This window comes from Candidatus Magnetobacterium casense, assembly GCF_019173545.1.
In the GTDB taxonomy this organism is placed as follows: Bacteria; Nitrospirota; Thermodesulfovibrionia; order Thermodesulfovibrionales; family Magnetobacteriaceae; genus Magnetobacterium; species Magnetobacterium cryptolimnobacter.
Window position 1 is genome coordinate 1 of record NZ_JABXWD010000211.1, and the last position, 6,143, is coordinate 6,143.

Below are 6,143 nucleotides of genomic sequence, written 5' to 3' on the forward strand. Positions count from 1 at the left end.
CTCCGCATCCACCGCCAAGTCTCATACCACCTATCAGTAAACGCTTGCTGCCATAGGAATACAGATAGGGGCTCAGGTCTACCGTGTATAGGTGACAGTAATTGGGGGCGGCATAGTACCTCAGATACGGAAGGGCATTTTTAGGTATAAAGGCCCACAACTCTTCACCTAGTACGATGCTGTCCTTTCCGCCAACTGTAATTTGAGCCTTGTTGGTGCCGGAGAGACCCGTGGAGCTTAGTTGTCCGATCTTGAAGGCATGGAGCATTCCGTCGTTGGCGCCCACAAAGGCAACGCTGTAATCGCTGTAGGTGTTGTTATACTTTACGATCTGGGGGGTGGAGTATATGATGTCCCCCAGTTTCCACGGGGCTGTTATTGTGGGATCGACGGGGTTTGTCAGCGGTAACGTCCTGCTTCTGTACTCGGCGTAATCGGTACCGATCATGTAGTTGATGAGCCTGTCTGCCTGCGTGGCATCGGCGGCGTTTACAAAGCCATCGCTGTTTAAGTCTGCACCAAGGTAGCTGCCAAAGCCGGCCTTGTTGGCCGTCGTGAAGGTCATAAAGGTCCCGCCGGCTGCCTTGGGATAAGTGCCGCTGCTGTCATTTACAAGTATCTTCCTTGCAGTAGACCTCTTGAACAATATCTTGCCGGCCTCCCACACCATTTGTACATCATCAAGCAATTTATCAGGAAGCTGGGTGTTACCTAGCCCGTCTCCGTCCGTATCTGCCCAGCTATGAACGACCAGTTGATTGCCGGTAAAGTCAAAGCTGACGATATTATCGGTTTGCAGGTTAAGGATGTTGTCTGCCGTGGTCTCCTCTCGCAGATTGCCATAATTGTTCACAAGGTCTTCATAGTACCAGAGGTTGTTTATATAGCCAAGCCACGACAGCGTGGTGATACTTGGCGGTGTTGTGATGTCAAAGTCCTGACTTGGATAAAACACCGCCTGCAGGACATTTGCCCCCTCTCGTGCCTTTTCACCCAGGACGGAGGCCGCCGTTCCTGATGCTGCTTGTTTTACAATGTTTTGGAGTATCGCCTGTATGGACCCCTGTAAGGCATATCCATCGGAGGCGTCATAGTAATTAGCTGGGGTGTAGGCGACCGTATCGGTAGTCCAATCCGCATAGGGGGCTGTTGTGCCGGGGCTTGTGTGTGTGCCGCTGTAGGCAAAGCTGCCGTTAATGGCTGCGTATTTAAGGAGGGTCGCATTAGTTCCAAAGGCAAAGACCGTGTACAGATTCAACGACTGAGTACCTGTGAGGCCTGGTCTGATGTCGTTGGTGTGCATGTAATAAGCCACATCCTCAAGACCTCCTTGGGCGCCAGTTGCGTCATAATCAACCACGGAGGCCGAAAAAGGACCTGCCGCAAGACAGGCACACTCATTGCTTGAACTGTCACCGCACGTTGACGATGACGACCCTGATGTGGCGTAAGGTTCGCAGTTGTAGCTCGTCTTGCCTCTTACGTAATCGGTCAGGGTTGAAGGTATGTTGCCATCTCTGGTGGGCAGACCATCCGTTATCAACAGCACATAACTCTTGGCGCATGGCGCATAGACGGAGGCCCCTGTTGCATCAGTGAAGCCGTTGTACGGGTCAGCGGCGGCGCTTATTGTATAATCCCCGCTATGATACTGTGGTCCCGTCCCTCCGTTACCTGAGCCATGGGTGCCTCCCACGGCCGACGCCGTCTGGGCAAAGTATCCAACCACAGACCAAAGGGTCTCGGCAAGGGGCGTATAACCACCAGGTGTCATCTGATTTATCGAATCAACAACGCTTGTGTAATTGTTGTTGGCGATATTTATATTCACCTGTCCGCCCTCATAGGTAGAGTCGTAATAAGTAAGACCCCATCTTGCCTTATTGCCAATTGCCTGTATGGCGCCCAGGGGAGTAACGACCCTTGCCTGTACCCTCCATTTGAAAGAGCTGCTTGCGTTGTCGTAGAAATAGGGTATATCCGTATAAGTTGCACTTGCGCCATCAACCCTGAAGGTTATTGGAGTTGGGGGCGTGCCTGAGGCACTGAAGCAAGTGCCGTCATCAATATAAGATGTGCTTGAGGAGCTGACGTCACAGTACTTGTTTTGACCGCCGGAACTTGTGCCACGCCATATTCTATAGGTGGTTGCCCCGCTGACGCTACTCCATGAGAGGTTTATCTTTTTATTCGAACTAGTCGTGGCCTTTGATTTTTCATTTGAAGCAACGCTACAACCGGTGGCATCACATGCAGATACCTTATAGTAGTAAGTAGTGCTTGCAGCAAGAGAGCCTCCGCTTGAATTGGTTGGAGTGTTCAGTGTTGGAGCGCTAATGGCAAGGCTACAATCATGCCCCGTACTGCTCAGGGAGGTGTAGTTTCCGGGATTACATATGTTTCTGTAAAAGTCCTGACTACCATAATCGGCATAGACCCTGCTGTAGCCTGATGGTTCAGCAACGTAACTGGCATGTGATGTGGTGGTCATGACTTTCCCTCCGGTGAGGACCAGCTTTGCCACATCGGTTCTATTCATCGTCATCCAGTTCAGGAAATTGCCGTCCCATTCCGTTGAGGTCTTTGCCCGTGAGCCTTTTGTGGCAGTTGGGTAAAACTTGTCATTGGTAAAACCGGAGGTTCCACCGCTACCGGTGTATTCATACCAATAAGCAGGGTCAAACAGGCCAAAGTATTGGGTATTGGTATCAAACCCCGAGCAGGGATTGCTTGAACTTGAACAGTCGTTTGAACCACCGGCATCACGGTAAGCAGGATTACTAAGCATACTGCCGGAGTTATCGAGGATAATCATTATATTGGGTGGGAAGTTGCCCGTAACAAATGGCGGTGTGGAACAGTAGGTTGACATGCCGGCGGGTGGGGCGTATGTCGGTGTTGGCGTCGGTGTTGGTGTTGGCGTCGGTGTTGGTGTTGGGGTCGGTGTAGGCGTCGGAGTTGGTGTAGGTGTCGGCGTTGGAGTCGGCGTTGGGGTTGGTGTGGGAGCAACTGTAAAATTGGCAGTTGCAGACTTGTCGTAATTTACGTAAATGGAACACGTTGGCGAGGTTCCTGAGCAACCCCCGGACCAGTTTGAAAAGACGTATCCGGCCGCCGGGGTTGCGGTCAGGGTCACGGTAGTAGCACTCCACCCATAATCATGGTGACAATCACCTCCACAGTTAATGCTGCCGGGTGAGCCTGTTATGGTACCACCGGCAGTTGGTGACTTGTACACATTCAGGTCATAACCTGCCTCACTTATAGCAGGAAAAACAATGGCAGTGATCAACAAAATACCCAACCATAGCGCCTTGGCGGCTATGGTATGTCTTAACCTTCCAGATACTGAATCTCGTATCATCATCTTATCCTCCAATTTTATATCCAGGTTGTTCATTGCTGTTCCTGATATAGGAACACATTGGTAACAACACCCGATGCGTCAATGGCGAGCTTCACCTTCTTGCCTTTTTTTATGTCGGAGATAGAGACAGGCGTGTCATTTATCGTTGTAAACACTGCCCTGTCGATATTGAACTGCGTCTCTCCTATCACTATATATTGGGGATAACTATAAGACACCTCATGAACAACGCCTGAGACGTCTCTCTCCTGAGCAGGTTGTGTATTTGTCCCCGTATTGCCGGAATAAGCGTTCTTTTTCAATCCGCCACCGGCATACACATTACTTGCAGTCATTGCCATGACAATGGCTGCGGCTAATAATAACAATATCCTTCTCATAGGTATATTCCTCCTTGTTATATCTTGTATTTGTCTGCTGTCTCTTTCCATGCTTATAGCATATACATATTTGCGTGAAAAAATCGTGAAAGTTAATTTGACAATGTCAGATTATAGAAAAATAGGGATTGTCTGAACCATGATTACGCAGATTAAAGGATTTACAGGAAAAAAGAATAAGGTCTGCTCGAACATAAATCCTGATAATCCCAATTGTTGGACAGCTCCTTACAGGCGCCTGGCCGTTAAGTGAGATTTGCTTCCTACGGTCGCAGGCGTGGTTCAGACAATCTGACGTCGCACAACAGCCCCCGCAGGCGGCATGAGCCAAAGGCCGGGTCATAGGGTGGGGAGTCATCCGTCAGGAGGTTGGCATTGGCCTGCCACAGGGCATCGGTGTCAAATAACCGCTCCGGAAACCACCACCCATGCTCTGCGCTAACCACGTAGGGGGCAATGTCCTCCGTGACCTCGGCAAACACGGTGATCTGACCGCGCCTGGTGCAGACAAGCACCTCATCGCCATGCCGGATGCCACGCTCCCTGGCTGCTGAGGTGTGTATCTGCACCTGTGGTCTTGGACGCAATTTGCGCAGGGATTCAATCTGTCTGTGTTCGCTGTGAAAGAACTCGACCCGGCGACTGCCCGTTATAAGAACCAGCGGATACTCAGCAAGCAGCTCAGGGGATGCCTCCGGTCCCTCGGGTGGTTCCACGTGTGATGGCAGGGGGTCGTAGCCCATTCGTTTGAGCGAAGCGCTGTAGAGTTCCACCTTCCTTGAGGGCGTCCTGAAGCCATTTTCACGGTACTTGTGATACCTGTGTGGGGGACATATATAAATCGCCTCTGCTGCCTTGTCAAAGTTTATCCCAAGGGGTTTTAACTGGTAGTCAAAGACGTCCTTGAAGCCTACCTCGCTGCCTGGCAGGTGCAGGCGCCTGCTGAGTTCGTCGATGATCCACTCATCCTGGCGGCAGTGCGGTGTGTCTACGACGGCAGACTGGGCAAAGACAAAGTTTTCCGCCACCAGCGGGACTCCCATGAGGTGGTCTATTTCCGTCCAGAAGGCGGCAGGTAAGACATAATCGGCCTGCAGGGCGGTGGGCGTCATAAACAGGTCTGTCACTACCATGAGGTCAAGTTTTCTGATACCCTCAAGCACCCTCTTTGGATTAGCCAATGTCAACAGCGGATTGCTGCCAAAGACCAGCAGTCCACTCACCCTGTAGGGGACACCGTCGTTGATGGCATTAAATATGCTAGGGATGTGTGCCGATGGCATGTAGGCGCGCCATCCGCCAAGGAGCTTGAAGGCTTCGGCCCCGATCCGTTTTTTTGCCTGTTCCGGCGGGAGTTTGTCCTTGAGCAGGGGGTAGGCCCTGAGGACATTCATGCCGAGGATATCGCCCCCGGGGACGTCTATGTTGCCCGTGATGGCACGCAGGATGGCTACCGCCCTGACGTTCTGGAGGCTGTTGGAGTTCTGCTCCAGGCCAAGCCCCCACTCCAGCACCGCCGGCCTTAAGCGGGCATACAGGCAGGCTGCCTCCTCGATATCTGCGGCACTCACACGCGTGATGCCGGAGGCCCACTGTGGTGTAAATGCTGCCGTGTGGTCTCTGAGTTCGTCAAAGCCGACCGTGTGGTTGTCGATGAAATCTGCGTTGTAGAGGCCCTTGGCAATTATAACGTTTATCATGGCCAGGGCGAGGGCGGCATCCGTGCCGGGTCGTATGGGTAACCATATTTTGCACTTCTTTGCGGTCTCAGAGCGGCGGGGGTCAACGGCGATCGTCATACAATCGTTTCTCAACGCCCTGAGCAGGGCCGGGGCAAGCTCTGCATCGGCGCTTGACACCAGGGGGTTGTGGCCCCAGAACAGTATGCACTCAGGTTTTTTGTCGCCATAGTAGTCGGCCACCGGAAAGCCGCCATAGGTGAGATGGCTGACGGTTATCCGCGGGATAAAGCACTGCGCCAGACCCGGTTCATACCAGTTGGGGGTGCCAAGGGCATTTGCAAACCTCACCACGTGCATGTAGTGATGTCTGCCCGTCCCCTGGCCGATGACAATTGATTCTGCACCGTGTTGTATTCTGAGGTCATCTATCTTTTGTGCGATCTCATCGAGTGCCTCCTGCCAACTGATTTTCTGCCAGAGTCCTTGGCCGCGCTGTCCCTTACGTTTAAGCGGGGTTGTCAGACGTTGAGGGTGATTGGCGATGTCGGCGGACTTCAGGCCCTTTATGCACATCCACCCCCGGCTGATTGGCGATTGTACGTCACCTTTGACCCGTAAAACCCTCCTGCCATCACTGTATACGATGGCTCCACAACCACCGTGGCATACCCGGCAGATGCTCCTGTGTGTGGTAACGCCCACCTGCATAGCTCC

At 52.4% G+C, this 6,143-nt stretch carries 3 protein-coding genes; all 3 read right to left on the minus strand.

Annotated features, from left to right (window positions below):
• A partial coding sequence (locus HWQ67_RS11465) for an InlB B-repeat-containing protein (RefSeq protein ID WP_218252826.1) occupies nucleotides 1–3,367 on the minus strand: 3,367 nt, incomplete at its 3' end.
• A 29-nt stretch (nucleotides 3,368–3,396) separates the two neighbouring features.
• Complete coding sequence (locus tag HWQ67_RS11470) at nucleotides 3,397–3,747, minus strand: hypothetical protein (RefSeq protein ID WP_218252827.1); 351 nt, start codon at nucleotides 3,745–3,747, stop codon at nucleotides 3,397–3,399.
• A 263-nt stretch (nucleotides 3,748–4,010) separates the two neighbouring features.
• The coding region (locus HWQ67_RS11475) for a molybdopterin-containing oxidoreductase family protein (RefSeq protein WP_218252828.1) at nucleotides 4,011–6,143 on the minus strand (2,133 nt) is incomplete at its 5' end.